At 51.6% G+C, this 25,189-nt stretch carries 19 protein-coding genes and 1 pseudogene; 13 read left to right on the top strand and 7 right to left on the bottom strand.

Annotation, left to right across the window (positions count from 1 at the left end):
• Positions 1-2: 2 nt before the first annotated feature.
• A complete protein-coding gene (motA, locus tag B9G79_RS03130; protein ID WP_038451640.1) occupies positions 3-869 on the bottom strand; it encodes a flagellar motor stator protein MotA in 867 nt (288 codons plus the stop codon).
• Between the two features lie 103 nt (positions 870-972).
• Between motA and B9G79_RS03125 the strand changes: the two genes are divergently transcribed.
• Entirely contained in the window at positions 973-2,775 is a 1,803-nt protein-coding gene (locus B9G79_RS03125; RefSeq protein ID WP_232469068.1) for a protein-disulfide reductase DsbD family protein, read from the top strand.
• On the opposite strand, the gene B9G79_RS03120 is transcribed toward B9G79_RS03125, so the two are convergent.
• The 3 genes from B9G79_RS03120 to B9G79_RS03110 all read right to left on the bottom strand — a co-directional run bounded on the left by B9G79_RS03120 (position 2,776) and on the right by B9G79_RS03110 (position 6,158).
• Positions 2,776-4,236 (bottom strand): methyl-accepting chemotaxis protein, encoded by a 1,461-nt coding sequence (locus B9G79_RS03120; protein ID WP_088564258.1) that lies wholly within the window; start codon positions 4,234-4,236, stop codon positions 2,776-2,778.
• A 12-nt stretch (positions 4,237-4,248) separates the two neighbouring features.
• Entirely contained in the window at positions 4,249-4,992 is a 744-nt protein-coding gene (locus B9G79_RS03115) for a DUF5020 family protein (RefSeq protein WP_088564257.1), read from the bottom strand.
• 68 nt (positions 4,993-5,060) lie between these two features.
• On the bottom strand, positions 5,061-6,158 hold the full coding sequence (locus tag B9G79_RS03110; RefSeq protein WP_088564256.1) for a hypothetical protein: 1,098 nt from the start codon (positions 6,156-6,158) through the stop codon (positions 5,061-5,063).
• Positions 6,159-6,499: 341 nt separating this feature from the next.
• On the opposite strand from B9G79_RS03110, the gene B9G79_RS03105 reads away from it, so the two are divergent.
• Positions 6,500-6,712 (top strand): YgaP family membrane protein, encoded by a 213-nt coding sequence (locus B9G79_RS03105; RefSeq protein WP_088564255.1) that lies wholly within the window; start codon positions 6,500-6,502, stop codon positions 6,710-6,712.
• 43 nt (positions 6,713-6,755) lie between these two features.
• Here B9G79_RS03105 and B9G79_RS03100 read toward each other — a convergent pair whose 3' ends face one another.
• Positions 6,756-7,259 (bottom strand): hypothetical protein, encoded by a 504-nt coding sequence (locus B9G79_RS03100; protein WP_232469066.1) that lies wholly within the window; start codon positions 7,257-7,259, stop codon positions 6,756-6,758.
• A gap of 110 nt (positions 7,260-7,369) precedes the next feature.
• Between B9G79_RS03100 and B9G79_RS03095 the strand changes: the two genes are divergently transcribed.
• The 11 genes and pseudogenes from B9G79_RS03095 to rfaE2 all read left to right on the top strand — a co-directional run bounded on the left by B9G79_RS03095 (position 7,370) and on the right by rfaE2 (position 23,214).
• On the top strand, positions 7,370-8,419 hold the full coding sequence (locus B9G79_RS03095) for a hypothetical protein (protein WP_088564253.1): 1,050 nt from the start codon (positions 7,370-7,372) through the stop codon (positions 8,417-8,419).
• Positions 8,374-9,258, top strand: coding sequence for a pseudouridine synthase (locus B9G79_RS03090; protein WP_038448409.1), 885 nt, complete (start codon positions 8,374-8,376; stop codon positions 9,256-9,258). The genes B9G79_RS03095 and B9G79_RS03090 overlap by 46 nt, the downstream gene beginning before the upstream one ends.
• Before the next feature lie 12 nt (positions 9,259-9,270).
• Entirely contained in the window at positions 9,271-10,167 is an 897-nt protein-coding gene (locus B9G79_RS03085; RefSeq protein WP_088564252.1) for an EamA family transporter, read from the top strand.
• A gap of 167 nt (positions 10,168-10,334) precedes the next feature.
• Positions 10,335-14,971 (top strand): annotated as a pseudogene (locus tag B9G79_RS03080) (tail fiber domain-containing protein).
• 72 nt (positions 14,972-15,043) lie between these two features.
• The gene (locus tag B9G79_RS03075; protein ID WP_088564251.1) at positions 15,044-19,195 is read left to right on the top strand and encodes a tail fiber domain-containing protein; all 4,152 of its coding nucleotides are present in this window, start codon (positions 15,044-15,046) and stop codon (positions 19,193-19,195) included.
• A 73-nt stretch (positions 19,196-19,268) separates the two neighbouring features.
• Complete coding sequence (locus B9G79_RS03070) at positions 19,269-19,508, top strand: hypothetical protein (RefSeq protein ID WP_088564250.1); 240 nt, start codon at positions 19,269-19,271, stop codon at positions 19,506-19,508.
• 144 nt (positions 19,509-19,652) lie between these two features.
• The gene (locus B9G79_RS03065; RefSeq protein ID WP_088566751.1) at positions 19,653-20,291 is read left to right on the top strand and encodes a hypothetical protein; all 639 of its coding nucleotides are present in this window, start codon (positions 19,653-19,655) and stop codon (positions 20,289-20,291) included.
• Positions 20,284-21,183, top strand: coding sequence for a 50S ribosomal protein L11 methyltransferase (locus B9G79_RS03060; protein ID WP_088564249.1), 900 nt, complete (start codon positions 20,284-20,286; stop codon positions 21,181-21,183). Before B9G79_RS03065 ends, B9G79_RS03060 begins: the two co-directional genes overlap by 8 nt.
• Complete coding sequence (locus B9G79_RS03055; protein WP_198298040.1) at positions 21,180-21,941, top strand: RsmE family RNA methyltransferase; 762 nt, start codon at positions 21,180-21,182, stop codon at positions 21,939-21,941. Before B9G79_RS03060 ends, B9G79_RS03055 begins: the two co-directional genes overlap by 4 nt.
• Before the next feature lie 14 nt (positions 21,942-21,955).
• Entirely contained in the window at positions 21,956-22,741 is a 786-nt protein-coding gene (locus B9G79_RS03050) for an RDD family protein (RefSeq protein ID WP_088564247.1), read from the top strand.
• 5 nt (positions 22,742-22,746) lie between these two features.
• Positions 22,747-23,214, top strand: coding sequence for a D-glycero-beta-D-manno-heptose 1-phosphate adenylyltransferase (gene rfaE2 / locus B9G79_RS03045; RefSeq protein ID WP_088564246.1), 468 nt, complete (start codon positions 22,747-22,749; stop codon positions 23,212-23,214).
• Positions 23,215-23,225: 11 nt separating this feature from the next.
• On the opposite strand, the gene B9G79_RS03040 is transcribed toward rfaE2, so the two are convergent.
• Both B9G79_RS03040 and B9G79_RS03035 read right to left on the bottom strand, forming a co-directional pair.
• Complete coding sequence (locus B9G79_RS03040) at positions 23,226-23,969, bottom strand: hypothetical protein (protein ID WP_088564245.1); 744 nt, start codon at positions 23,967-23,969, stop codon at positions 23,226-23,228.
• A gap of 45 nt (positions 23,970-24,014) precedes the next feature.
• The gene (locus B9G79_RS03035; protein ID WP_088564244.1) at positions 24,015-25,061 is read right to left on the bottom strand and encodes a hypothetical protein; all 1,047 of its coding nucleotides are present in this window, start codon (positions 25,059-25,061) and stop codon (positions 24,015-24,017) included.
• Positions 25,062-25,189: the final 128 nt, after the last annotated feature.

The following is a 25,189-nucleotide window of genomic DNA, read 5'->3' as shown; positions in this document are numbered from 1 at the left end:
GATTAAGCTGCTTTCTTGATTTCTTTGGTAGCTTTGTCAACTTCCTCAAAAGAAGGTCTTTCTTCAGGCATAATAGAACGGCGAGCGTACTCGACACACACAATCGGAGGCGCACCACGCTGCAAAGCCACCATCGCCGCTTTGATACAGCCAAGGTAACGGCCTTCAGCATCGATATCGGCACCCATCTTCGTCGCCGTCGGACCAATCAGACCGTAAGCACCGAAAACCCCCAACATCGTTCCAACCAGGGCGCTTGCAACCAAGGCACCGATCTTTTCAACCCCGTCCGTCAAGTGGGCCATCGTTTTAACGATACCCAAAACCGCGGCAACGATCCCCAGACCCGGGAAACCATCGGCCACTGTTTGCACGGCGTGAACCGCCATGTGTTCTTCGTGGTGAATCGCTTTGATGTCGGCATCCAGCAAATCATCAACATCGTAAGGGGACATTTCTGCAGACAGCGTGATTTTCATCGTGTCGCAAAGAAAGTGAACCGCATGATGATTGTGCATGAAACTTGGATAAGCTTTAAAGATGTCACTCTTGTCCGGTTCCTCGATGTGTTTTTCAATACCCTGAGGACCTTCTTTACGGAAAGCCTGGAACAACTGGAACATCATCTGCAACAGTTCGACGTAGTCCTGCTTTTGAGGTCCTTTGGCCGTCATTGCTTTGATACTCATTTTGAATCCGGCTTTGATAACCTTCATCGGATTGGCAATAATGTACGCTCCGAGGGCCGCGCCCCCGATAATCATCAGCTCCAGAGGGGCCGCCTTGATGATCACGGACATGTTACCGCCGGCTATAAGGAAGCCGCCGAACACCATCACGAATACAACTAATATACCTACAAAACCCATAAGATATGACCTCTCAGTTTCTCTATCGGACCGAACTGTGTTAATATTGAGTCAGTCGCAAATAAACTTGCCCATGGTCCGGAGAGATACTAAGAGGAAACTCATGAGATTCAGCCTGTTTTACGTTGTTGCCATTCTGCTTTCCCTGTTCGCAAGTCCTAAGTCTTGGGCTGCTGATCCCAATGACACAGACCCTTTGCTGGCTGAAACCAAAGTCGTGCCTTACGAATGGAGTCCGGGTCAGGGCGGCAATATCGAAATTAAAATGACGCTCCCCGAAGGATATCACGCCTATGAAGACAAATTCAGCGTGGTGATTCTTGAACCAGATGGCTTCAAAGTGGCTCCGTTCAAGATTGAGCCGATCGTTGAGTGGCACGACAAGTTCTCAAAAAAAATGCGCAGCGGAATGGAAAAAGCCGCAACCCTCACTGCGCATATTGAAGCCCCTCACCGTTTCCTGAAAAAACACACCAAAATGAAAATGGAGCTCACCTATCAGGCGTGTTCAGATCAGTTCTGTCTGTTCCCGACCACAAAACTGATTGAAGTTCCGATTGTGGTGACCATGGTGGAAGGTGAAGCTCAGATCAAAGACGCCGAAGTGCAACCAATGGTTGCGCCAACAGAGTTCTTTGATACGGCCAACTTCCAGAAATACCTGGGAAGCAGCATGATCGCCGGATTGATCTTTGTGTTCTTTGCCGGGATCTTCACCAGTTTCACGCCGTGCATCTTCCCGATGATTCCAATCACACTGGCTGTTTTGGGAAATCATTCCAACGAAAGAACTCGTCTGCAGAACTTTTTCACCAGTTGCATTTATGTTCTGGGGATTGCCACAACGTATTCACTGCTGGGCCTGGCGGCAGCCTCCAGTGGCGGACTGTTCGGAGCCAGCCTCGGGAATCCTTATGTTCTGACCGTCGTGTGTGCGATCTTCCTGGCAATGGCACTGTCCATGTATGGTCTTTATGATCTGCAGGTGCCGGCCTTCCTGCGCAACAAACTGGGGCGCGGAACCAAAAAACAGGGTGTCATCGGGGTCTATCTGACAGGACTGTTTGCCGGTATCGTGGCCAGCCCTTGCGTCGGACCGGTGCTGGTGGCGATTTTGACTTATGTGGCCTCCACGCAGAACAAGATGATGGGCTTCCTTTATCTGTTCGTTTACGCCCTGGGGCTGGGTCTGATTTTCATCGTGTTGGGACTTTTCAACCAACTGGCCAATGCCCTGCCCCGCTCTGGTCCGTGGATGAATGCTTTCAAATTCATTCTTGGAACACTGATGCTTTCTGCGTTCTATTATTATCTGGAGCTGCTGCTGCCAGCGCGCTGGTTTGACGGGGCCCTGGCCATCGGCCTGATTGTTCTGGCCAGCATCTATGGTGCCTTCCTGCCCGCGAAAGGCCAAAGCGCCCTTCGTCACATTCAAAAAGGTCTGATGCAGGCCCTGCTGGTGGTGGGTATTGGTTACGCCGTGATTGCGGTGCTGGATCTGCGCCCGTATATCCGCGGGCAGATGATCGGTGGCGCCAGCATCAATCAGATCCAGAAACTGAACTGGCAGCCTTATTCGGAAGCCGCTCTGGCTCAAGCCACCAAAGATCAAAAGCCGGTGATCATCGACTTCTGGGCGGAATGGTGTGCCGCCTGCCACGAATTGGAAGAGCACACATTCACCGACCCGCGCGTGCGTGCAATGTCCGAAAATTATGTGCTTTTGAAGTTTGATGCGACCAAGGATTCACCGGAACTGCGTGAACTGAAAAAGAAATATCACATCCAGGGCCTGCCGACGGTGGTGTTCATCAACCCACACGGTGTGTGGATTGATGCTTTGACTCTGACTCAGTTTGAAAAAGCTCCGGAATTCCTGAGAAGAATGGAAAAGGGCCGCCAGTAATCAACTGGCCCCAAGAACTTCTGAACTCAATATCTGAACCTGCTGCTGCAGCTCGTGGGCGCGACGCTCGATTTCCCCGGCTGTTGCGGCGATTTCCTCTGAAGAAGCCGCATTGCTTTGCGACGCCTGATCCAACTGATTCATGGCCTTGCTAATCTGAGAAATGCCCTGCGACTGCTCGCTGCTGGCCTGGGCAATCTCGCGGTTCAGCACCACAACCTGCTCAACGGAAGACACGATTCGGGTCAGCACCTGGCCGGAATTGTCAGCCACGACGCTGCCTTTTTCAGTTCGCTCGACACTTTCCTTGATCAGGCCATTGATTTCTTTGGCTGCGGTGGCTGAACGCTGCGCCAGGGCCCGAACGGCTTCGGCCACGACCGCAAAGCCCTTCCCCTGCTCTCCCGCGCGGGCCGCTTCGACGGCGGCATTCAACGCCAGCAGGTTCGTCTGGAAGGCGATATCATCAATAACGTGGATGATCTCTTCAATTTTTTTGGAGTCGCGGGAAATCTGAGACATGGATTCAATCAATCCGTTGATCTCACGCTCCCCTTCTTTGGCCACCGACGAAGAATCATCCGCCAAAGAAGACGCCTGTTTCGCGCTGTCAGAGTTGCGCGAAACCATGGAAGTCATTTCCTCCAAAGAGGCCACGGTTTCTTCCAGGGATGCGGCGGCTTCCGTGGAAGACGTCGACAAGGCCTGACCTGCCACCGAAAGCTGGGAAATCGCGCCAGAGACATTCTGACTGATTTCAGTCAGGGCCCCGACAACACGACCGACAGAGCCGGACACACGGTTTGCAATCCACAACATAATCAGGAACAGCACCAACGATGAACCCAACGCAACGCCAACAATCAAAGAGGCTTTCTGGGCCCGTTCTTTTTTCTGCAGGTCATTGTTTGATTTACTGATGTCTGTGTACATCTGATAAATTTTAGTGATGGTGTGATCGATCTGGATCTGCAGAACCTGCCAAGGTCCCCCCTTATCCACAAGGCTCACCACATATTCAAAGTCCGCCGGAGTTCCGCGCAGCAAAGCTTCACGCACCTGCTTGGTGTACTCTAGATATTTCGGATAATTGTCCTTCATTGCGCGGAATGCCTCTGCTTCGCCCTCAATATAATTCTGCTTTTCATATTCCGCCATCGCGGCCTTGTAAGCATCAACAGAACGATCGAGCAGGCCGACAAAGTTTTCGCGGTTTTTCATGTCCTCTTTATTCGCCAAAGCGGCAAAGGTGAAATAGCCAATATTGGCGCGATTCAAATTCAACTGTCCCAGCAAACGGATGTTCGGAACATAGACTTCATAAGATTCGTTCAGCATGGCTCCGATCTGACTGAAGCCCTGAAAGCTGATCCACGCCGTCACCGACAGCGCAATCAACGGCAGAACCGCCACGCCCAGAAGTTTTCCACGCAGACCTTTAAATTGAGCTTTGAAATTCATAGACGTTCCTTATTAAAAGATCCAAAGAAGCTTGGCCTGGGGCACGTTTTCAACCACGCCGTCGATGCCGTATTTATTGTTCCAGTATTTGTATTCAATGCCGATTTTCAGTGGCACCTTGTTCTGGGTGCGGCGATTGAAGTCGTAAAGGAAGTTGGCCTGAGTATGCACATTGTCCTTCAGTGGACCTTCCTGACCGGCCCAGTCCACGAAACCGGAAAACTCCAGCGGGAAGACTTCGCCGCCAAAACGTTTCAGCCACACCACCGTCAACTGACCGGTATGCCCGTCAATTCCCAAAGCATCGCGATAAAGGAACTGAGTACCCAGATAGTCAAACCACAGATCCTTCCATTCAAAGGTCACCCCGCCCAGGTTCACCCGGCGCGCCGGACCCTGAGGGATTTCAAAATTCAACTGCAACAAAACGTCCTTCAGCACCCCTTCCGGCGGCGTAAAGACGCCGGTCTTCCCCAGACTGAGGGCCGGAGAAAACTCACCGTAATAGGCCGTGCTGTTTTCCGTGTCAGGGCTGGTGATGTCGAAGAAGAAGAAATTGGATCCATAGGCCCAGGAACTTAAATGCTCAAAGGTCACGACGGTGGCTGAATAGCTGTCGTCATTGCCTTTTTTGTATTCGTTCCCATGCAGGAATTGAATGTTGGTTTGTGACCAGTCCGCAGCAGAAGAGACCGCAGAAACAGATGTCGTTAATACGAATGCAAGCACATGAAATAGAATTTTGTTTTTTGTCATTCCACCTAGGTTAGACAACCTAAGTATCTATAAACAACTCGCATTCATATATCCCTACGAAGTACTGGCTATTCTGTGTAGGTGACGTCGATGATATAATTTCCCAGCGACTTGACCAAAGTCGGGTTCAAAGCAACCTTCCCGTCAGCCACCGTGTAGTCCACACCCGGAATCAGAACTTTCCCATTCAGCTTAACAGAAAGAACCTTTTTGACGTTCTCACTTTGCAGGGAATATTCGGTGCTGGCATAGTCGACGACTTTTTCAGAAAGCTGACTGAAATTTTTGCTCCAGTCCTTGTCGCACACATTAAACGCGACGCCACCACTGTAAGAGATCAGCGAACTATACGCCGCACTTTCACGCGCACGGCATTTGCTGTCGGCAGCCGCAATAAATCCAAAAACCTTATAGGAACCATTTTTACCGAAGGCGCGAACCATGCGGTCCTTGAATGTCGCCGCGGTGATGTAATCTTCGTTGATGGTCAGACTCTTGATCGTAGCCACGTAACCGTTTGAATTGGCAGCCTCGTATTGAACAGTCGTATTGGCATTCGCCGCGGAATCATCGTCCGTCACGAACACAAACACCTTCTGGGCCTGAGGACGGAAAAAGTCATTCAGGGACGAATAAACTTTGTCATACTTGCTGTTACCCAGAATCTTTTTACAAAAGGCATCCGTCGCCGTTTCCGGGCAAGTGGCCGCCGCCGCCACCAGCAACGGATTATAGCTGTGCACCATAAAGTCGACCTGCTGGCCGTTTTTCATCGACTCCGGCAATGTCACATGCGTTTGCAAAGAAAAGGCGTCTTTTTTGGAAATCAGCGCCACACGCAGATCCACTTCGTTTTCCACCAGGTGGGCGAACTTTTCAAAGTTCTTGCGAATGATATCCGCGCCCGCGGTCATGGAAGCAGAGTTGTCGATCACCCACACCATGTCCACCGCTTTTTCCTTGGAAGCGGCCGTGAAGGTTTTGGTTTTGATTTCCGGAGCTTCTTCTTCGGCTTCCGCTTCGCCGCTGGATGAAACCACATCAGGCTCAGTCACGGAAGCCAGCTCACGAGCCTGTTCAAACTGAACTCCGGATGGAGAACAGTTCTGAAAAAGAAAAGTGGAAGCTAAAAAGATCATGGTCAGGACAACGTATTGCTTTTTCATAATCTCCACCCCGTTACATCAACTGCGTGAAGACTTCTAAGGCAAGGGTTGTTCCAACCACCAGATCGAACTTAATCAAAAAGAAACCCGGTGACCTGTCTAAAGTTCACCGGGTTTTGCATTGTCTCATTCTGAATTTCAGCCGTGGTATTAACGACTTCCCCAACCGCGGCGGGCAAAAACGGTAAAACCTGACACTGACTAAACTTCGGTCAGCCCCCTTGGGGGAGATCCCGACAGAGGTCCACAGACATAAAGCTGCTTTTAGTTCGGGAACTATGTCCGTGATCATGTTCCCCGAAATCTGTTCGGCGTTATAATGAGCAGGTAAGGAGGTTCTTATGTCTGTCTTTCCAAAAAATGAAGGCTCTCTGGATCGGACTCTGAGGGTGGTGGTGGGATTGGTGCTGATCAGCCTGGCGTTCGTGGGGCCCGCCAATCCCTGGTTCTTGCTGGGAGCGATCCCCCTGATAACAGGGTTGATCGGCTGGTGTCCGGCTTATCAAATTTTCGGTCTTAATACTTGCCGCTATAAAAAGGTCATGAAGATGTAGCGCAGCGGGGGCGGAACAAAGCCCCCTTTGCCGCTTCCCAATTCTAAAGACGTTTCAGGCGCGCGATTTCCATTTTGGCTTCATTCAAAGCCGCCTGACTGGAAATCATCTGCGCTTCTTTTTCGGCCAGAAGCTTTTGCAGGTGGTTCATACGCACTTCAAAGCTCTTGATCACGTTGTTGTGACGGTCGACCATCTCCTGAACTTTCAGGTCAAAACTTTTGCGTTCATTCACGCGCTGGGAAAGCTGGGTGATCTTCTGACCGGCTTCAGTGGCAAGGCCGTTGTGGCTTTGCTCCAGACGGTTCAAAAGGTGGTGTTGCTTTTCAAACTTGATGTTGGAGGTCTTTATCAGTTCGTTGACAGTGGCGACGACCTTGTTCAACTGGTCGGCCAGGGCCTGGTTCTGGGCTTTGATTTCAAAAATCTGGCGGTCTGTATTCAGGTAGCTGTTCGGGGATGTCCCCACGGCAGAAACGCTGTCCATAGCGGTGTTCTTGGCCACTTTCTTTTCCCCAAACAATTCCGGATTCAATTCTTTATGCATATCGGGCCCCTCCATAGGACTTAAAAAATTCTTCTTTTCCATTATATTTTCTCTGGACTAAAAATTCAAATGTTCATACTTTAGGGCCCGAGGGAAGGAGACAGAAAAAAATGCTTAAAGTAGGACAACTTTTGAAGTTTGTTTCTGATCTGAATCCTCAGAATACACCGACGCGTTTGTCTTTCTTCAATTTCCTGCGCGGTTTCCCTCATCCCGACGACGTTCTGACCCCTGAATTGATCGAAATGTTCTTCAATTACTGCATGGATTACCCGCACTGGGCGTCCAATAAGCAGCAATTGGGTCATGAAGTTCAGTTTTTGCTGGAGAATTTCAACGGGTTCTATCAGCAGAAATTTGACCTGAATCCGATTCGCTTCCCGCAATCAGTTCAACTGATCGAAATTGAACATTTCTCCGACCTCGTTGACGCGGTGGGCTCTTATCTTAAGACTCAGTGCGCCGAAGGCGAGAAGTTCCGCATCCTGCCAGATCAGAATAAAAGAGCCATTGCCATCATCCTGCGTGAAGACAAATCCCTGGAAGTTCGCACTTTCGACCGCAAATTCACGATCCGTGACGGTCTTTTAGAGCCTCTTCGCAAAGACCTGGTTCTTTATTATAACTCCGACCTGGAACTGAGCTCGCAGCACACCCACAAAATCGAGGTGGCTCCGTATATTACTGCCCAGTTCCGCGTGGTGGGCGACAGAGTCACCGGTTCCCTGTTGCGTGGTTATGTTTTCCAAAAGCTGCTTGAAATGAAAAACGAGCCGCTGCAGGAACAGACCCGCCTGCTTTTCCCGATCAAGCGTCTGGAGCAGTTCTTTGTCGACCGCCGTACCGATCCTTACTATCAAGACCTGGTCAGCCAGCTTGAAAGAACCTGCGCCCTGATCCAACAAGGTGATTCTGAGGCCCTAAAATGGTCCTCCATCGTTCTGAGCAAGGCGGAAACCGCCGTGGACAACGTCTTTTTGGGAGATAAACTCATGACTCTGCTGGCTCGCGACCTCCGCCATGCCATCGCCGAGTACAACCGTAAGAATATCTCCTCTTCCGGCCTGAGTGGTGATATATTGATCACTCAACAATTACCCGAGGCCGATGAAGAATGTCTGAAAATAACTCCTCTGAAAGAGTTCGACTTAATAAACTAATTGCTGACAGTGGACTGGCATCCCGTCGTCATGCAGACCGCATGATCGAAGAGGGCCTTGTGACCGTAAACGGTAAACGCGTTTACGAGCTGGGTATCAAAGTTGATCCGCAAAGCGACCGTATTCTTGTCGACGGCAAGCCTCTGCGCAAACCCCTGACTCAGAAAATCTACGCCATCCTGAACAAACCCACCGGCGTTCTGACCACCATGGATGACCCACACGACCGTCCCACAGTGGCGGAATACCTGACCGAACTGCCGGTGCGTGTGTTCCCGGTAGGTCGTCTGGACTGGGACTCTGAAGGCATGCTGCTTTTGACCAACGATGGTGACTTCGCCAACAAGGTCATGCATCCAAAGGCTGAAGTAACCAAAACTTACCTTGTGAAACTGAACGGAAAACCTGAACCATTCCAACTGGAAAAGCTTAAAAAAGGCGTTTCCATCGTGGGCGGTAAAGTGTCTGCCCGTCATATCGAGAAAATCAAAAAAACCGGCGACAACAAATCTGAAAAGTACGAATGGTACAAAATCGTGATCACCGAGGGTAAAAACCGTCAGATCCGTCAGATGTTCGCGAAAATCGGTTTCGATGTGATGAGACTTCAGCGTGTGGCCATTGGCCGCCTGCGCATGGGTGCTGTGAAAACCGGCGAGCTGGTTTACCTGAACGATGCCGCAGTTCAACGCGTGTTCCTTGCGGATGATCCGGAAGAGATCAAGACAAAACGCACTTACAAAGGCCGTGCGACTTCTGAAAAGAAGACTGCAAAACCGGCTTCCAAAGTGAAAACGACCAAGAAACCAAGCAAATACAAAAACGGTAAAAAAGTTTAAAGTCATTCCATTATGAAAAACATGAACCCACGCCTTCGCGGATCTTTGGAAATTTCTGTAGCGAGCGTGGGTTTTGGTTTTTTGGGGATCTTTGGAACGTGGGCTTTTGAATCCGGCATGAAAGTCGGAGAGCTTCTTTCCTACCGCTTTGCCCTGGCAGCCGTTCTGTTGTGGATCTTCCTGCTTTTGTTCCGCCCTTCCTGGGTTAAACTGAATCTGCGTCAGACCATCATCGCAGCCCTGCTGGGGATCTTCGGTTACGCGTTCTTCTCGACCATGTACTTCATCGCCATCGACGGACTGAGCGTCACCCTGGCAGCGCTGTTACTGTATACCTATCCGTTCTGGGTGAATGTCTTTTCCCATTTCTTCACTCAGGACAAGATTTCCCGCAAAGAGGCTTTGTGTCTGGTGGCGGCCTCTTCCGGACTGATCCTGTTGCTGTGGGGGCATATCGAGGTTCGTAACATCTGGGCCGTGGCGGCGGGCTTGGGTTCAGCCATCAGCTATGCCATCTATGTCCTGCTGTCAGGCCGCCTGCAAAAGGATGTTCGTCCAATTTCTTCCGCGTTGTACGTCATCACCTTTGGAGCTCTGGCCCTGTCTCTGTTCCATCATCCTCATTATTCTGAAATCAAAAATCTTAGCCACATTCAGGCATCCAGCATTTTGGGCCTGGCTTTTGTCTGCACAATCATTCCGTTGACCCTGGAGCTGGCAGCTCTGCAAAAATTGAAAAGCACCGAAGTGGCGCTGTTGATGATGATCGAACCCATCACCGCCGCTTTGATGGGTGCTTTAATCTTCCATGAACGACTGACGCCGGTTCAGATAGTTGGCGCTTTGATCATTGGCGCAGCACTGGTCACGAACACACTTTACTCCCGCCCAACGAAGTCTGTGGAATAGATCCTAAGTCCTGATGTTTTCTAGATAATTCAAGATCAATTCAAAAGATCCAGTGTATCTGTCTCTTCCTGAGACACTTATCTGTGGATAAATCACAATTACATTAGTTTGCGGCAACATACTGGCCTTGGACTTTCGCAAACTGTTAAGAAGCCGATAAGAAAAGCATGAGAAACGGAACGTATCTTGCTTTGATTCTCGCATTCTGGAGTGGAGTGGCCTTGGCTGCTCCAAATTCTCTGACATATCAAGGACGTATCGTAAACTCTGACGGCAAAGGGCTTGAGTACAACAACGTCAGCTTCCTTTTTGAAATCACAAACCCTTCAGGCACCTGCGTGCTTTATCGCGAACAGAAAAACGGTGTGAATCTTCAGAACTCGGGCGGTGTGTTTGATGTGCCGATTGGTTCCGGCACCAAGATGTTCCCGACGGATCCTCTTTATACGTTGATTGATTCTTTCAACAACTCCCGCTCTCACGATTGTTCCGGCGGAGCCACCTACAGCGCGGTGGCCGGTGATGCCCGTTTGTTGAAAGTGCAATTCCATGACGGTTCCGGCTGGAAAGTGATTTCTCCGGCGAATGAAATTCGTTCGGTTCCTTATTCTGCTTATTCCTATTCTGCAGAACGCCTGGGCACCAAAACCGAAACTGACTTCCTGGCTAAAGCCGGCCTGCCAACGTGCGGAGCTGGCACTTATCTGACCTGGAACGGCACGACGATGACGTGTGCCGGAATCAGCGGTGCCAACGGCGGTACGGTGACTGATGTCACTTCCACAAATTCTTACATTACGATTGCCAACGGCACCTCCACCCCGGCACTGACCCTGAATGTGGGCACGGCGGCAGGTACAGTGGCGGCAGGTAATGATGCCCGTTTCTCTGATGCTCGTACACCAACAGGTGCTGCGGCTGGAGATCTGGACGGCACTTATCCCAATCCGTCTGTGGCAAAACTTCAGGGCACGGCTGTTTCCAATGCGGCTCCGGCCAATGGCAACTTCCTGAAATTCAATGGCACGGCGTGGACACCTTCGGCGATTGCACAAAGCGATGTCTCGGGTCTGTCGGCGACATTAAATTCTTATATGACAGATGCGGAGTTCAGCACGGCCGTGGCCAATGCCGGCTGTGCGGCGCACGAAACGATGTACTGGAACGCGGTGGCCGGCTTTTCCTGTCAGGCCATCAATGTTTCTTTGGCCGGTGACGTCGGTGGAACCATCGGTGCTTCTTCAGTTAATAAAATCAAAGGTGTGACTGTTGATACCACGGGTCTGGTTGCTGGTCAGGTTTTGAAGTACGACGGCACCAAGTGACCGGTTTGTCTGGTGGTCCGATCACTTCCACCGGAACTATTTCTTTGGCGAACACAGCGGTAACTCCGGCAGCTTATGGCTCCACTACTTCAGTGGGCACTTTCACCGTCGATGCTCAAGGGCGTCTGACCGCGGCCTCGAATGCCGCTATCGCGTTTCCTGTAACTACGGTTGCAGGCAGAACGGGCGCGGTCGTTTTGGATGCCGGCGACATCACAAGCGGTGCCGGTAAATATCTGACGTATCGTCCAAACAACACGGCTTGTACCGACGGTCAGGTTTTGAAATGGATCAATGCCAACTCCCGCTGGGAGTGTGCGAATGACACTGACACATCTTCCGGTGGTACTGTCACCAACATCGCCACAGGAACGGGTCTTTCCGGTGGCCCGATCACTTCCACGGGCACCATTTCTTTGGCGAACACAGCTGTCACTGCGGCTTCTTATGGCTCCACGACTCAAGTGGGCACTTTCACCGTCGATGCTCAAGGTCGTTTGACCGCGGCCTCCAACGCTAACATCGCCTTCCCTGTGACTACGGTTGCAGGCAGAACAGGTGCTGTGACTTTGGATGTGGGTGATGTTGGCAACGGCGCTGGCAAGTACTTTGTCTATCGTCCGAACAACACAGCGTGTACCGACGGTCAGGTTCTAAAATGGGTGACGGCGAACAATCGTTGGGAGTGCGGGACAGATACTGACACTTCTTCCGGTGGTACTGTCACGAATATCGCAACGGGCACAGGTCTTGCCGGCGGTCCGATCACTTCGACAGGCACGATTGCTTTGGCCAACACCGCGGTGACTGCGGGTTCTTACACTCGCGCTTCGATCACGGTGGATGCTCAAGGTCGTTTGACGGCGGCGTCCAGTGGCGCGGCAATCAATCTGGCTTCGGATGTGACCGGCACTTTGCCAATTGCAAATGGTGGTACCGGCGCTACGACAGCGATTGCCGCCTTCAACGGTCTTTCCCCGTTAACGACTAAAGGGGATGTTCTCGGTAACGATGGCACGAACGACGTTCGCCTGCCTGCGGGAACGAACGGTCAGGTTCTGACTGCGGATTCTGCTCAAGCTTCTGGTTTGAAATGGGCGACTCCGACTGTGGGTACTGTGACGAGTGTCACGGGTACAGCTCCGGTTCAAGTTGCTACGGGTACTACGACTCCCGTTATCTCTGTAGATCCGGCAACAACGGGTGCGCGCGGGGTTGTTCAAGTCGGTTCTGGTATCGCGGTTTCTTCAGGCACAATCAGTGCGGATCCGGCGAACTTCCCTTCTGCTGTTCCTGTTTCCAAGGGTGGTACGGGTGCGACTTCACTGACTGCCGACCGTCTGTTGGTTTCTAACGGCACCGGCTCTGCGGTGATTCCATTTACGTGCGGTACCGCTCAGATGCTGACCTTCAATGCGTCGGGTGTGATGGGTTGTACAAACTTTGCTTCGACATCCTTCTTTGCCAACGGTGGTAACACTCTGGCTTCGAATGCGACTTTGGGTACTAATGACGCTTATTCTTTGGCGCTTGAAACCAACAACGTCACTCGCATGACGATCTCTAATGCCGGCTATGTTGGTATTGGTCAGTCTCCAGACACCAATGCGGGTCTGGCCGTGATGGCGCCGTCAACAACCAAGTCTGCGCTCATCCTGAATTCACCAGCTGCCGGCAAAGTTGAAATGGATTTCCTGCGCAATGGAACCTGGCTGGGTACTTTTGGTTATGCTAATACCGCGACTTCGGATCTTTATATTTCCAATGGCAGTGATGCTCACATCATCTTTGATACGAACAATGTTGAAAAAATGAGAATCACCAACGATGGCCGAGTCGGCATTGATGCTGAAAGCCCCGGCGCCCGCTTCCAAGTGGGTGAATGGAATGCCACGGCCAACTACAACGCCGTCTTCGTCGGCTCTTATCACAACACCAACGGACAAGCGCAGTTTGTCGGGAACTGGAACAGCGCAGGTTACTGGGGTATTGGCCCGGTAGCTAATCCGGCGAACAGCACAGTGGGCATCGGAAATGCCAATGCTCAAGGTGACTGGCGTGCGACTCAGGATCTGAAGCTGTATGTTCCAGGTGGTTTAGGCCTTGGCACCGCCCTTGCCCCGGAAAGAATCATCCATGTTAAAGGCACTGGCGGCGGCAATGATGACGTCTATGTCCAAAGCATCGGTAACACCGGTGAACCGGCTTACATCCTGACGAAGGCCCGCTCCAACTCGGGCGCTGAGGCTGCCGTTCTGGCTGGTGATTCCCTGGGCTTCCTGTCCATGCGTGGTTATGACGGTACGGCTTATCAGAGTGGTGCTTCGATCGCGGGTGTCGCAGAAGCCGACTTTGCCACAGCCAAGTCTGCCTATATGTCCTTTGCGACTTTGAACAACGGATCATCCGGCGAAAGAATGCGCATCACCAGCTCTGGGGCTGTTGGTATCGGTGCGACAGCACCCACGGTCAGACTTCATGTTCAGGGCAACAACTACACCAACTCATCTGCCGCTTTTGAACGCAACGAAGAAGCAAGTGCAGGCCCGGGGATTCAACTGATGAAGTCCCGCGGAACTACGGGCGCCAAAGCCGCCGTTCAATCCGGTGACACATTAGGCAGCCTTCTGTTCAATGGTTATGGTGACGCCACAACTGTGGGCCTGGGTTCACATATCCAAAGTGTCGCTTCTGCGACCTGGACATCGACCTCCGTTCCCGCGGATATGACATTTTCCACCCACACTGGGACTGGAAGCGTCACAGTGCCGACTGAACGCATGCGCATTCACAGCACCGGCTGGATCACCATGGGGGTCGGCACGTCGACTCCGGGTGCGCCGCTGAATCTGAGAAGTGCCACGGCTCCTTACATTGGTTTTGATGAAATGGACACCTCCGGAAAATTCTTCATGGGGCTTGATGGCGGTAACTTCTGGATTCGTCCCGGACCAACCACGGCTTCCAGTGACGCATTAACTGTCACCAGTGGTGGCAACGTCTATATCGGTGGTAACACAGGTTCTCGTAAATTCTTTGTCAACGGTACCTCCGGTGGTACGGCTGCGTGGGAAAACTTGTCCGATGCCCGCTTGAAAACCGACATCCAGGTTGTTCCGGATTCGTTGCAGAAAATTCTTTCCCTTCGTGGTGTGACCTTCAACTGGCGTCATGATGTCAGACCGGATCTGGATCTTATTGAGAAAAAAGACATGGGTGTGATCGCCCAGGACGTCGAACGAGTGTTCCCTGAAGCCGTTGACAAAGATGAGAAGGGCTTCCGTGCCGTGGCCTATACCAAATTGATCGGCCCGATGATTGAAGCCTTCAAAGAGCTTTACGCGTCCCTGTCCGGCGTTAAGGCCGAAGTTCAGGCACAGAAGCGCGAAATCGCCTCTTTAAAACAAGAGAATCAGGAGCTTCGTGAAGCCATTTGCGAGGTCAATCCAAAGTCCAAGGTCTGTATCAAAAAGAAATAAATGTGATTAAATCCCTGAAAAAGCTCAGGGATTTTTCTCACGATTTTCTGTTAAAAAGCCGATAAGACAGACATGAGAAACGGAACGTATTTGCTCATTATTCTCTCAATGTTCACCAGTGTGATTGCACTGGCCTCCCCCAATTCACTGACCTATCAGGGGCGTATTCTTAAAGCTGACGGACACGGGCTTGATTATAACAACGTCAGTTTCCTGTTTGAGATCACCAATCCTAACGGCAGTTGTGTTATCTATCGCGAGCAAAAAGATGGCGTGAACATGATTAACTCTGGCGGCGTGTTTGACGTGCCGATCGGTTCCGGGACAAAACTTTTCCCGGCAGATCCCCTGTTCACATTGCTTGAGGCATTTAACAACTCAAAAACTCACAACTGCTTTGGTGGTTCCACCTATCCCGCGCAGGCCGGGGACACCCGCTTGCTGAAAGTGCAATTCCATGATGGCTCGGGCTGGAAGATCATCTCCCCGTCCAATGAAATTCGTACGGTTCCTTACGCAGCCTATGCCCTGTCATCAGAAAAGCTCGGCACCAAAACTGAAGAGGACTTCCTGCAAAAAGCCGGTTTGCCGACTTGCGCCGCCGGTACGTTCTTAAGTTGGAATGGCACCGCTTTAAGCTGTGCTGGTGTTTCCGGTGCCAATGGCGGGACGGTGTCTGATGTGACCTCCGCCAACGCTTATATCACTGTGACCAACGGCACAACCACTCCGCAACTGACCTTGAATGTCGGTCAGAATGCCAATCAGGTTGCCGCCGGAAATGATGCCCGCTTTAGTGATGCCCGTGTTCCGACGGGCGCGGCCGCTGGCGACCTGGGCGGCACCTATCCGAATCCTTCTGTTGCAAAAATCCAGGGCGTGGCGGTGTCCGCCACAGCTCCAACGAACGGGCACTTTTTGAAATTCAACGGCACCCAATGGCTGTCTGCTCAGATCAGCACCGGTGATGTGAATGGACTGACGGCCACATTGAACAACTATATGGCCCAGGCCGACTTCAATACGGCGGTGGCCAATGCAAACTGTGCGGCCCACCAAACCATGTATTGGAATGCGGTGTCTGGCTTTAACTGTCAGTCTATCAACGTGTCTGTTGCGGGGGACGTCAGTGGCACCATTGGTGCCGTGGCTGTTAACAAAATCAAGGGCATCACTGTCGACACGACGGGGTTGGCCGCAGGTCAGGTGCTGAAGTACGACGGCACCAAGTTCGCACCCGCCGCAGATAATGACGCCAATTCCGGCGGAACTGTGACCAACATCGCAACCGGCACGGGACTTTCCGGCGGACCGATCACTTCAACTGGCACAATCTCGCTGGCTAATACAGCGGTGACGGCCGCATCTTATGGTTCCAGCACTCAAGTTGGAACCTTCACCGTCGATGCCCAAGGGCGTTTGACGGCGGCAAGTAATGCCGCCATTGCTTTCCCGGTGACGACGGTTGCGGGTCGCACGGGTGCGATTACTTTGGATGCTGCTGACATCGGCAGTGGCGCTGGTAAATATTTGACTTATCGTCCAAACAACACGGCTTGTACTGACGGTCAGGTTTTAAAATGGGTGTCCGCGAACAATCGTTGGGAGTGCGGTACTGATACTGACACTTCTTCCGGCGGCACCGTCACCAATATCGCAACGGGCACTGGTTTGACAGGTGGCCCGATCACCTCGACCGGAACGATTGCGTTGGCCAACACGACAGTGACAGCGGGTTCTTACACTCGCGCATCCATCACAGTGGATGCTCAAGGTCGTTTGACGGCGGCGTCCAGTGGGGCGGCGATCAATCTGGCTTCTGATGTGACTGGCACTTTGCCGATCGCAAACGGAGGAACGGGCGCAACAACCGCTTTGGGGGCATTCAACGCACTTTCTCCTCTGACAACCAAAGGGGATGTTCTGGTTCGTGATGCCACCAACAACATCCGTCTGCCAGTGGGAACGAACGGTCAGGTGCTGACTGCCGACAGTGCTGTTACTGCGGGTGTAAAATGGGCGACTCCCAACGCGGGAACTGTGACCAGTGTTTCTGGTACAGCGCCGGTTCAGGTGGCAACGGGCACTTCAACACCAGTGATTTCCGTTGATGCTGCGACAACAGGAGCTCGCGGTGTGGTTCAGGTGGGCTCGGGTATCGCGGTTTCCTCAGGCACCATCAGTGCGGATCCGGCGAACTTCCCGTCTGCGGTACCGGTATCCAAAGGGGGTACAGGCGCGACGTCTTTGACGGCCGACCGTCTGCTTGTTTCCAATGGCACAGGTTCTGCGGTGATTCCATTTACCTGCGGCACCGCACAGATGCTGACCTTCAACGCCTCAGGCGTGATGGGCTGTACGAGTTATTCTTCCTCGGGGATTTTTGCTAATGGCGGCAACAGCTTTGGTGCTGCGGCAGTTCTGGGCACCAACGACGCCCAGTCTTTGACCTTTGAAACAGACGCCAATCCCCGCATGACCATTCTTGCCACGGGTAAAGTCGGCGTGAACGAAACGGCTCCGACAGGGAACCTGCATCTTTCAAACACAGGGGCGGTGGACCTGCGCATTCAGGACAAGTCCGGCACTCCGGTCACCATGCGCATCCTTTCCCAAAGTGGTGCCAACTATATCGAATCTGGTACTGATTTCACCAACACCACTTCGGCGGACCTGCATTTCACCGACATGATGGGTGTGAACAAATGGATGACCATCAAAGCCGACGGTAAAGTCGGTATCAACACCAATGCCCCGGCAACGAATTTCCAGGTCAAGGGCGGCGCGGTGATTGGGGATATCACTCCGTTCCCGGCGAATTTCAGCATTATCACAACTGAAACTTTGAATGCGACCTTGCGCAACCATACGGAAACAACTGGTAACTATGTGGCTGCCGGTGCTTATCAACGCTTCAGTCCTGCAGCCAATTCCACGATGTCGACACATGCTCTGGTCAGTATCGTTGTTCCCAATGTGCCTTCCGGCGTGACTGTAACAAGCCAAAACGAAGCCTTCCACTCCAATGCCACACGCAACCGCTATGCCGGGAACGTGGATGCCGGAACAGTCTCATACCTGGCTTCCGGACAATTCGTCTATGGGCATGAAAACTATGTCGCGGGCAATGCTCCGACAACCACAGATGCCTATGGTATCCGTATCGTGCCTCATTTACAGTCCGGTACGGTCACAAACATGTATGACCTGTTCCTGCAGAATCCAAGCACCGGCGGAACTGTCACCAATCGCTACGGGATCTATCAACAGAATACCGGAGCCAAAAACTACTTCGCCGGCGCTACCGGATTTAACACTGCCACAAGTCCACTGGCCAACATACACATCGGAAGCTCGGGCGCTGGCAACACGGCGTACTCGTCTTTCCAGATGGGTAATGACGCCACAACCACCCACAATTTCCACATCGTGAATGAATATGGTTCCAGCCGTCGTCTGAATTTCTACAAAGGAAACCTTGGGTCTGGTCAAATGCTGATGTCTTTGGATGCCAGTGGACTTCTGACTTTGGGTGAAACCGGTTCAAACGGCATGGGGATATTGAGCCTTAAGCCCGGCAGCGGAGATCACGTGTACATGCAGTTCTTTGCCAGAACCGCGTCTCCGAATACACGCTCTGCCTATGTGGGAGTACCTACCGGTGGTAGCACCGCACTTCACATTGCCAATGAAATGGACGGTGGGGATATCAACTTTGCCACGAAAACCGGCGGCGTCACCGGCACAAAGATGACCCTGTCTGCAGTTGGAAATCTGACCACCACTGGAACTGTGAACGGTGCTTCGGATATTCGCCTGAAAAAAGACATCCACGTTCTAAATGGCAGCCTGGACAAGATCCTACAACTGAAGCCGTCGTCCTATCACTGGAAAGACCCGAATGCCGATCCACGTCTGCAGATGGGTTTCATCGCGCAAGAACTTGAAAAAGTTTATCCACACGTGGTGGATGAAAACAAAAAAGGCATCAAGGCCGTTTCTTACATGAACATGATTGCACCGATCACCAGTGCGGTGCAGGAGCTTTACCACAAATTCAAAGCGATCCTCACCAATCATGACGAGCGCATTTCCGCCCTGGAGACACAGATGACCGCCTTACAAAAACAAAATGAGCTTCTGCTCAAACAGAATGAAGATCTAATGAAATATATCAAGTCTCAAAATGAGAACACTCAACGTCTGCCGGCTTCCAGCCGATAAGACAGTAACACTGAGGTATTGCGTGAAAAGGTTCGTTATAGCTTCACTACTAATACTCGCCACGGGATGTTCTATGGAAGCATCTCTGGAGCAGATTGCTGAGCTGACTCCTCCTCCTGTCAAATTCCAGGATCCGGCAAAGACCACAGGTTTGGTGTCGGGCTCTACTCAGACCGGTACGGCCACAGGTGGTGGCGTGACCTATCACGTGCAAAGCACGGTGGGTAACTACATGTCCGGTATTGAACAAAAAACTGCTGATGACACCTACAAGGTGTACAGCTCGGTTCAGGGCGCCATCGTTTCCAACTAACCTCGGCCCCCACATTCGCTTTAACTTTGAAGCCCCTTGCAACCCAAGGGGCTTTTTGCTTCAGGCACTTCTTTGGTCCAGTGGATTTAAGTTTCAAAATAAGACAGCCGATAAGGGATTCAGTGAACCATGGAAGGGTTTCTTATGATGCTACTGATTGCGCTCATGCTTGGATTATCGAATTCATCCCACGCCGCAGATATGTCCGTGGTGGACGTCCGCCGCAATATCACGCTGTCTGAAACCGACACCGTCTACAAAGACTTCTACATCAACGCCGGCCCCGGCTCCGGACTAAAAAAGAATCTGGTGGTCACCGCCGTTCGCAAGATCAACATCCGCGATGCCAGTGGTGCCAATGCCGTTGGTGAAATCCTGGTTCCGGTGGGGCAGTTGAAAATCATCGCCATTTACGACCGTGTGGCGGTGGCCCGCGAATTCACCCTGCTTTCCCGTGATGAGCTGCCAATGCTGGAGCAAATCGGCATCATGACCGGCGACCGCATTGACCTGGGTGGGTCCTTTATCGATAACTCCAAACCCAAAGCCAAAAAGAAGGTCGCGGAGGCCGAAATGACCCCTGCCACCGAGGTTGTGGTAACGGCCGTGACCACGGTCACTCCCCCCGCTTTGACCGCCCAAAACCCTGTAGTTTCTGCAAACCCCTCCCCGGTGGTTCCTGCGGCAAATACAGCTCCGGCGGCCCTGGCTTTGACCCCGGCCCCAACAGCGGAAAGACTTGATAATTCGGTGGTTTCTGATAACACCACTCGGAATGAGTGACACAAATTCCTACTTCCGTATCCGCCTAAGCCAGGTTCCTGCTGAACTTGAAGATATCATCACAACCCACTGCTTTGAATGTGGCGCCTCCGGCGTCACCGAGGCTTTGCCGTTTTCACAGCCTGATCTGACTTACGATCCCAAAATTCTTCATGTGCGCGCCCACGAAATGGACGTGTTCTTCACTGAAAAACCAGACAACACCTTCTTTGACGGCCTGACCGATCTCAACGACGGCATCCGCTGGAATATCCATGAAGAAGAAACCAAAGACTGGCTGGAAGAATGGAAAAAAGGTTTCAAGCCGTTCAAACTGGTGGGTGACTTCTGGGTTGTTCCATCCTGGCTGACTCCCCCTGAAGAATGCAAGCACCCGATTTACATTGATCCGGGCATGGCTTTCGGAACCGGTACTCACGCCACCACTCAGATGATGGCGTTCTTCATCCACAAGCTTTCTGAAAAATACAAAAATGATCTGGCTAACTGGGCGATGCTGGACGTGGGCACGGGCACCGCGATTCTTGCAATGCTGGCGCAGATGTCCGGTATGGGACTGGTGGCCGGTATCGAGATCGATCCGGAAGCGCGCCGTGTGGCGCGTGAAAATGTGAAGCTGAACAAGCTGCCACAAATTGAAATTCCAGAAACACAAATCGAAGACATCCGCGATCAGTATGACGTGGTTGTTGCCAACATCATTGATGGCGTTCTGATCAACATCAAAAAAGATCTGCTGCGTGTCCTGAAACCAGGCGGCCACATGTTGCTGACCGGGATTCTGGAAGAGCGTGACAATCACTTCTTTGAAAAGTTCATGGAAAACTCCGGCCTGACCGTGGTTCGTCGAATTGAAAAAGACGAATGGGTCGGATACTGGGTTCAGTCATGAGACGCTATTGGATCGAAAAAAAGGACCTGTTCCAGGATCAGGTGAATTTCACCGGTGACGTCTTTCATCACATCTTCGATGTCTGCCGCCAGGAGATTGGTTCCAAATTCGAAGTGCTGACAGAAGACAGCAAGGCGTACTTTGTTGAAGTCACTCACGTGTCTAAAAAGAACGCCACGGCCCGTGTTCTGGAAGAACGAATCATCCCCGCTTTGAAAGAGCCACACCTGCATCTGGTGCTGTCGCTGTCGCGTTTCCCCGTGATGGACGCCATCATGGAAAAAGCGGTGGAAATGGGTGTGACCAGTATTCATCCGTTCTTTTCTGAATTCAGTTTCTTAAGAAAAGGCGAAAAGCTGTCTGACAATAAAACCGACCGCTGGGACAAGATCGTCAAATCGGCCACTCAGCAAAGTGGCCGCGGCGACCTGATGAAAGTTCACCCTGCCATTCCATTTGAAAAGATCTCGGATTTGATTAACCGAAACGGGGCCGGTGTGGGTCTATTTGCTTATGAGGGTCCGTCGACTCTAAGCATCAAGGAATACGTCAGCAAGGTCAAAGCCGACCACCCCGCAGGGATCAAAGATGTCTGGATTATCGTAGGCAGCGAAGGTGGGTTCTCTCACCGTGAGGTCGAAGAATTCCAAAAACTAGGCCTTCATCCAGTCACTCTGGGGCCCCAAGTTCTACGAGTTGAAACGGCTTGCATGACCTTGGTCTCCGTCCTAAAGTATGACTTTGATCTGATGTGTTGATTTAAGGAGAAGGCATGGATCCTTTTGAGGAATTTGAGTTTAAGCCCCTCACGGATGGTTTGGGTTTTCACAAGAAAAAACAGGCAAATCCAGCGTCCCAAGCTCCGGAAGAAAACTTCGTAGCCACCCCACGCATCAAGGACCAAGGTCTGGAGCTGATTGAAGAATCCTCCACCGATCCTCTTCGTCCACCATTGCCGCGTAAAAAAGCCACTTCCCTGCCTCCAACTCCAGGTGGTTTGACGGAAGTGGGTGGTGACGGCACATCTTCTGCGGCAGTGGATGAGATCCTGAAAACTCTGCAGAAAAACCGTCGTCTGGATTTCGAAAAGTCCACGGCAAAACAAAAGATCACTGGCACGGCTACCAAAGAAGAATTCAAAAAAACCACATTCAGCTTCTCTGCCGCTTTGTTGGACGGAATGCTGGTTGTGGCGGCAAGCCTTCTTTGCATGATCATCCTGTTGGTTGTGACGAAAGTGGATCTGATCGGCAATCTGACCAATCCGGACGCTCAAGGCATGATCTATCTGGCGACCTTCAGTCTGTTCGCTGGCGTATCCTTCATCTATCTGACAGTGAACCGCATCTTTATCGGTTGCACTCCGGGTGAATGGGCGTTTGATCAACGCATCGGCAAACCTGAAGAGCTGAACAAAGCCGCTTACTCTTTGAAAGTGGTTGCACGTTCTTTGGTGGTGATCGCAACGGGTTTTGTGATCCTTCCGATTCTGTCCGTTCTGTTCAATAAAGATATCACGGGCTCTATCACTGGGGCTCAACTGTTCAAAAAGGCATAAGTTCTATGGGTCAGGTCCGTAATCTCGATAACATTGAAACGACTCTGGCCCCTCTTCGTGCTGCTGGCAAAAAAATCGTATTCACCAATGGCTGCTTTGACCTTCTTCATGTGGGTCACGTGCGCTATCTGCAAGAAGCTCAAAAACTGGGTGATTTGCTGGTGGTGGGCGTAAACTCGGATGCCAGCGTGAAACGCCTGAAAGGCCCTACCCGTCCGGTGCAGATCGAAGCCGACCGCGCCGAGATTCTGGCGGCGCTGAGTGCCGTGGACTTCACTGTCATCTTCACTGAAGACACTCCGGAAAATCTGATTCACAAAGTACGCCCTGACATTCTGGTCAAAGGCGGAGATTGGAAAATTGATTCCATCGTGGGCGCACCGTTTGTGATGTCTTACGGCGGTCAAGTCATGTCCCTGCAGTTTGTTGATGGCAAGTCCACAACCAAACTGATCGAAAAAGCGCAAAAGTAATTTTCAGCGATCTAGAAACGGAAGCCGATTTTTCCTGAATATACAGAATCGGCGTAGCGGTCGATTTGCATGGCGATGAACATTTTCGCGATGTCGACGTTGATGCCAAAGACCGCGTGGTCTTCGACGATATCCTGAGTCACAGTGTTTTGATCCGCGGTGATCCCGTCCGGACCGCCGATGAAAGTGCCAATAGCACGCAGACGCCCACCACCCACATAGATCGCCAGACGATTCATGGTGACAGTCGCAATCAAATCATAACCCATGCTGGACACATTGATCAGATTTGAAAAGTTCGCCCCCCCGCCGTAAACCATTGCCGTTAATGTCAGAGGAAAGAAACTGGCTTCATAAAAACCCCAGCGCAGTTGTGCGCCGAAGTTCTGCATCTTTTCTTCCTGCACGGTCGGCGTGAAATACACGTGTGCATCGATGTTGTAGTAAAGGCCTTTGCCGATGGTCAGGGTGTAGTAATTGAATTCACCCTTGTCCTGAGTCTTACTGCCCAAGGCGGAAAGATCTTCAGCGGGAATGAACTCGGTGGAAAGCCCCACCTCAATCCCGGTATAACCACCCAGTGGGTACGGATTATCAAGAATTTTGGAGGCCGATCCAAATCCCAGAATCTGCAAAGTGCGGATCTGATCACCCTGAGTCAGATTGCGGGGCAAATCAGTGGCGGCATGGGAATAAGAAGTTCCCATCAATGCGGTCATTAAAATGAAGCTGCGCCAGAAATTAGAAAAGCCCATAAATATGGGCTTATTCTCATCGAAAAAGACGGGGGCTGTCCAGTTTTAAAGAGACGCAACCGCCGCAGTTTGAATTTGACTCAAAGCTGCAGAAGCCAAGCCTGCAATTTCGCTGTCCTGGCTCTGTGCCAGTTGCTGGAAGATGGGAACAAATTTGCTGTAGCTTTCCACAGAGTTTGCCACCACGTCACCGCGGGAACCGCGTGGATCCGACAAGTTCGTGCCGGTTTTAGCTGCCGCATAACCCTGCATCACCACTTGAGTTGCTGCAGTCACCACTTCAGGACTGTTCGTTTGCAAAGCAGACATCAGATAAGGCAAGCGACCGGAAGCCGCATAAGTCATCATATAACTTTGCACCTGAGTCTGAACTTCTGGAGCCAGGGAATCATGATACTGAGCTGCCACCGCGAAACTTTTCGCACTGTAAGCACCCTTCAAGGCCATCAGACCCAGAAGCTGAGTTTCAGATTTATTGCCACGAAGAAGATCCGTCACGATTGTATAGAAAGTCTGATCGTCCACTTCTTTGGCTTCGTAAGCCGCAATCAGCTTGGCCACATTTTCTTTTGTAGGCTGAGCCTGCAAAAGAGCACGCCACTGATCACCGGACAAGGTGGACTTGTTCGGCTCGGCCTGTTTGTTATTGCCGGATGTGTCTTCAGCAATCTGATTGTTGCCGTTGCCATCCCCTACAGTGATGTCTTCACCCAGGTTGGCGCGGGTTTCATCCGCACCCACCACGTTAACCTCAACAGATGGCTTTTTGATTTCAGTTGGAGCTTTGGAGTTTTCTTTCTTTTTAGCAGCCGTTTTTGCAGCCGCAGGCTTCTGAGTGGCCGCCTGAGCGTCCGCTTTCTTGGCGTCAGCCTTTTTCTTTTCAAACGGGTTCTTGTAATCTCGGGAGATCTCGCGGTCACCCAGATCAAACAACGCCGCCAAAATGGATTTAGGGCGAGGCATTTCGTAAACGACCTCAAGCTCTTTCATCACGTTTTGAACAGGGGATTTCAACAGATAGCTCATCCCGCCCACCATCACGATGGCAAAGCCGACGATTGCGATTTCGAGTTTTTTATCTGTGAAGCTCATTGGGGCCTCCTGTTCCTATCTGTATGTAAGAGCAGTGCCTGTGCCACCTATTGGCGAATATAGAGCATTTAGCGCCAATCACTCTGAGACAGAGCCGTACTTGCGCAACCCCCTGTCAGGTTTCTTGA

Source organism: Bdellovibrio bacteriovorus (genome assembly GCF_002208115.1).
GTDB lineage: Bacteria > Bdellovibrionota > Bdellovibrionia > Bdellovibrionales > Bdellovibrionaceae > Bdellovibrio > Bdellovibrio bacteriovorus_C.
The sequence above is the reverse complement of the archived record's forward strand: the minus strand, read 5'-3'. Positions and strand labels throughout refer to the sequence as shown.

Bases quoted from the DNA above. Each gene is read 5' to 3' on its own strand.
- motA (WP_038451640.1), bottom strand. From the start codon at position 869: ATGGGTTTTGTAGGTATATTAGTTGTATTCGTGATGGTGTTCGGCGGC.
- B9G79_RS03125 (WP_232469068.1), top strand. From the start codon at position 973: ATGAGATTCAGCCTGTTTTACGTTGTTGCCATTCTGCTTTCCCTGTTC.
- B9G79_RS03120 (WP_088564258.1), bottom strand. From the start codon at position 4,236: ATGAATTTCAAAGCTCAATTTAAAGGTCTGCGTGGAAAACTTCTGGGC.
- B9G79_RS03115 (WP_088564257.1), bottom strand. From the start codon at position 4,992: ATGACAAAAAACAAAATTCTATTTCATGTGCTTGCATTCGTATTAACG.
- B9G79_RS03110 (WP_088564256.1), bottom strand. From the start codon at position 6,158: ATGAAAAAGCAATACGTTGTCCTGACCATGATCTTTTTAGCTTCCACT.
- B9G79_RS03105 (WP_088564255.1), top strand. From the start codon at position 6,500: ATGTCTGTCTTTCCAAAAAATGAAGGCTCTCTGGATCGGACTCTGAGG.
- B9G79_RS03100 (WP_232469066.1), bottom strand. From the start codon at position 7,259: ATGCATAAAGAATTGAATCCGGAATTGTTTGGGGAAAAGAAAGTGGCC.
- B9G79_RS03095 (WP_088564253.1), top strand. From the start codon at position 7,370: ATGCTTAAAGTAGGACAACTTTTGAAGTTTGTTTCTGATCTGAATCCT.
- B9G79_RS03090 (WP_038448409.1), top strand. From the start codon at position 8,374: ATGTCTGAAAATAACTCCTCTGAAAGAGTTCGACTTAATAAACTAATT.
- B9G79_RS03085 (WP_088564252.1), top strand. From the start codon at position 9,271: ATGAAAAACATGAACCCACGCCTTCGCGGATCTTTGGAAATTTCTGTA.
- B9G79_RS03075 (WP_088564251.1), top strand. From the start codon at position 15,044: ATGAGAAACGGAACGTATTTGCTCATTATTCTCTCAATGTTCACCAGT.
- B9G79_RS03070 (WP_088564250.1), top strand. From the start codon at position 19,269: ATGGAAGCATCTCTGGAGCAGATTGCTGAGCTGACTCCTCCTCCTGTC.
- B9G79_RS03065 (WP_088566751.1), top strand. From the start codon at position 19,653: ATGATGCTACTGATTGCGCTCATGCTTGGATTATCGAATTCATCCCAC.
- B9G79_RS03060 (WP_088564249.1), top strand. From the start codon at position 20,284: ATGAGTGACACAAATTCCTACTTCCGTATCCGCCTAAGCCAGGTTCCT.
- B9G79_RS03055 (WP_198298040.1), top strand. From the start codon at position 21,180: ATGAGACGCTATTGGATCGAAAAAAAGGACCTGTTCCAGGATCAGGTG.
- B9G79_RS03050 (WP_088564247.1), top strand. From the start codon at position 21,956: ATGGATCCTTTTGAGGAATTTGAGTTTAAGCCCCTCACGGATGGTTTG.
- rfaE2 (WP_088564246.1), top strand. From the start codon at position 22,747: ATGGGTCAGGTCCGTAATCTCGATAACATTGAAACGACTCTGGCCCCT.
- B9G79_RS03040 (WP_088564245.1), bottom strand. From the start codon at position 23,969: ATGGGCTTTTCTAATTTCTGGCGCAGCTTCATTTTAATGACCGCATTG.
- B9G79_RS03035 (WP_088564244.1), bottom strand. From the start codon at position 25,061: ATGAGCTTCACAGATAAAAAACTCGAAATCGCAATCGTCGGCTTTGCC.